This is a genomic window from Streptomyces sp. NPDC104309 (assembly GCF_055584025.1).
The window spans coordinates 1-2,894 of record NZ_JBVJMV010000124.1 but is presented as its reverse complement, the minus strand read 5'-3'; the positions used below and the strand labels follow the sequence as shown (position 1 = coordinate 2,894).

The window sequence follows — 2,894 nt, the reverse complement described above, 5'->3', positions numbered from 1 at the left end:
CGATCTTGCTGTCGTCGCCGGGCACGGAGACGAGCTTGGCGCCGTCGGTGAAGAACTCGGGTGCGCCGCATTCGTCGTGGTTGATGTGGCTGTCGGGGTGGGACAGCACGCTGCCCCAGGGCGGGGTGAGGGCGGCCAGGCTCAGGCCGTTGGCAGCGGAGCCGGTGGAAACGATGAAGACATCCACCTCCCGCTCGAAGACCTCGCTCAGCTTGCGCCGGGCGCCGGCGGTGAAGGGGTCGTTCCCGTAGGGCAGGACCTGACCTGCGGCAGCGCCGGCGACGGCCTGAGCTATCTGTGGGGAGGCGCCGGCCATGTTGTCACTGATGAACGCGCGACCGGAAGGGGTGGTGGTGATGGTGGTGCTCATGAGCGGATTCCTCGGTGTCAGGTGCTGATCGGGGAAGCGAAGACGACGGTGATATCGACTTCTTCGGTGCCGGTGCGGTAGAAGTGCGGGGCGTCGCCGGCGAAGGCGAGCATGTCGCCGGGGCCCAGGTCCTGCGGCGTATCAACGGGGCCCGCGGTGACACGGCCGCTGGAGATGATCAGGTGCTCGATCGTGCCGGTGGCATGCGGAACGCCAGCCAGTTCCGTCTCGGGCGGGATGCGCAGCCTCCAGATCTCCAGGCTGTTGCCGCTGCTGATACGGCGCAGCAGTTCCCGGGAGACCTCGCCGGGCTCCGCGTCGGTGCCCGGCCGGAAGACCGGCCCGGTGTCGGCGTCGCGCGCCAGGAGGTCGGCGATCGGGATGCGCAGAGCGATCGCGATCGCATCCAGGGTCTCGATCGTCGGGTTGCCGTTTCCGGCCTCCAGCTGCGACAGCGTGGCCTTGCTCAGCCCGGCTCGCCGGGCCATCTCTGCGGCGCTCATGCCGCGTTGCTGGCGGCGCAGACGGATCTTCACCCCGACGGCGGCTGCAGTACTGCTGACCGGCTGGCGGCCGGGCGTGGACGGTGTCATCACAGACTCCTGTGGGCTGCGGTGTAGGACACGCGGATACGGCCCTTCTTGACCCTCAACGTCGGCAGGACCACCTCGGCCAGGTCACCGAGACTGCGCACATGCGTACCCCCGCACGGCGCGGCGTGCAGCTCGCCCACGTGCACCACGCGCTGCCCCTCGGTGACGTACCGGGCGGTGACCGGCAAGTCCTCGGCGACCGCGGCCTCCACTGCGGCACGCAGCGCGGCCGTCACTTCCTCCCGTCCGTCCGGGTCGGTCAGCCGACCGTCGGCCTCAGGCATCTGGAACTCGATACGTGCCTGGCCGGGGAAGTGGTTGCTGCCGGTCATCTCCCAGCCCTGCATCCGCCCCACCGCCTCGATGAGGTGTCCGGCGGTGTGCAGGGCGGCGTGCGCCATGCGGAGCTGAAGGTCGATCCGGGACCGGACCTCCTGCCCCTCGGTCAGGGACGGCAGACTGTCGCCCTCCGGTGCCACCGCCACGATCAGTCCCGACTCACGGTCCCGGACCGGGACGATCTCCACGTCCTCCAGCCAGCCCGCGTCGGCGGGCTGGCCGCCGCCCTGCGGATGGAACAGGCAGTGCTCGACGGCCTTTACTGAACGCCCGCCCGGCCCTGGAGGGTGCAGCGCACTGCACCCGAAGTAACAGCAAGGCTCACGGCACCTCGGCCGGGCGCCGCCACCCGCCGACGGAGTGGCGGCACTTGGGCCGCATGTCCAGGCGTCGTCGACGTCGGGCTTCGGGAACGTGCGCAAGAACGACTCCAGGTAGCCCTAGACGATCAAGTCCGATGTCTTAGAGGAGCTAACAGAAAGGTTTGTTGATGCCATGTCCCTTTCTTCAGACGCTCGTTGAAGGTGTCATGGGGAAGGGAAAGGGTCCTCCGTGGGTGGTGTCGGATGACCTGTGGGGGCGGATCGAGCCGTTGTTGCCGGTCAGGCAGCGCCGGACGCGGAATCCGGGGCGGCTGCCGTTGGGTGATCGTGGCTGTCTGCAGGGGATCTTGTTCGTGTTGCATACCGGGATCCAGTGGGAGTGGTTGCCGCAGGAACTCGGCTTCGGCTCCGGGATGACCTGCTGGCGCCGGTTGCGGGACTGGCACGAGGCCGGGGTGTGGGACCGGCTGCACCAGGTGCTGCTGACCGAGCTGCACCGCGCCGGGAAGCTGGACTGGTCGAGGGCGGTGATCGACGGCTCGCACCACCAGGCCCGTCGGGGCGGCCCAAAACCGGGCCGAGCCCGGTCGACCGCGCCCGGCCCGGCTCGAAGCACCACGTCATCACCGACGCGGGTGGCACCCCGCTCGCCATCACTCTGACCGGCGGCAACCGCCACGACGTCACCCAGCTGCTGCCCCTGCTCGACGCCATCCCGCACATCCGGGGAAAGACCGGCAGGCCACGTCACCGGCCCCGGCAACTGTTCGCCGACCGGGGCTACGACTACGACAAATACCGCCGGCTGCTGTGGAAGCGCGGCATCAAACCGGTCATCGCCCGCCGCGGAGTACCACACGGCTCCGGCCTGGGCACCGTCCGCTGGGTCGTCGAACGCACCAACGCCTGGATCCACGGCTTCCGCCGACTGCGGATCCGCTGGGAGATCCGCGACGACATCCACGAAGCCTTCCTGAAACTCGCCTGCTGCGTGATCACCTACAGGCGAGTCCAGGCATTGTGTTAGCTCCTCTTAGCCTTGATCCACCGGTCTGATGGCTGTGGATGGCCCTTCGGGAAACAAGGAAGTGCCTTGTGACCTGCGATGATGGGAGTTTTTGAGGCTTCCAGCACGCACGATCGGCAAGGCACTTCCGAGATGCAAGTTTCCCATATGAGGTTCCCCCGAGATGCGGAGTGTGGTGACAGAGGGTCAGATGGTTTTCATGAAAGGAACATCGACCATGGCTGCCCCCAGGAAATATTCGC

At 67.8% G+C, this 2,894-nt stretch carries 4 protein-coding genes; 1 reads left to right on the top strand and 3 read right to left on the bottom strand.

Annotation, left to right across the window (positions count from 1 at the left end):
- The 3 genes from ACZ68L_RS46715 to ACZ68L_RS46705 all read right to left on the bottom strand — a co-directional run.
- A partial coding sequence (locus ACZ68L_RS46715) for a beta-eliminating lyase-related protein (protein WP_469590995.1) occupies positions 1-370 on the bottom strand: 370 nt, incomplete at its 3' end.
- A 17-nt stretch (positions 371-387) separates the two neighbouring features.
- Positions 388-963: a helix-turn-helix domain-containing protein gene (locus tag ACZ68L_RS46710; RefSeq protein WP_469590993.1), complete on the bottom strand. Its 576-nt coding sequence runs from the start codon at positions 961-963 to the stop codon at positions 388-390.
- Complete coding sequence (locus tag ACZ68L_RS46705) at positions 963-1,724, bottom strand: alanyl-tRNA editing protein (RefSeq protein WP_469590991.1); 762 nt, start codon at positions 1,722-1,724, stop codon at positions 963-965. Before ACZ68L_RS46705 ends, ACZ68L_RS46710 begins: the two co-directional genes overlap by 1 nt.
- A 107-nt stretch (positions 1,725-1,831) precedes the next feature.
- On the opposite strand from ACZ68L_RS46705, the gene ACZ68L_RS46700 reads away from it, so the two are divergent.
- Positions 1,832-2,652 (top strand): IS5 family transposase gene (locus tag ACZ68L_RS46700; protein WP_469590989.1). Its coding sequence is split into 2 segments (ribosomal slippage): positions 1,832-2,192 and positions 2,192-2,652, totalling 822 coding nucleotides; the frame shifts between segments, so codons are not numbered across the junction.
- Positions 2,653-2,894 lie beyond the last annotated feature (242 nt).

What these genes read in the sequence shown, in the direction of transcription:
- ACZ68L_RS46710 (WP_469590993.1), bottom strand. Translation starts at nt 963, where the DNA reads ATGACACCGTCCACGCCCGGCCGCCAGCCGGTCAGCAGTACTGCAGCC.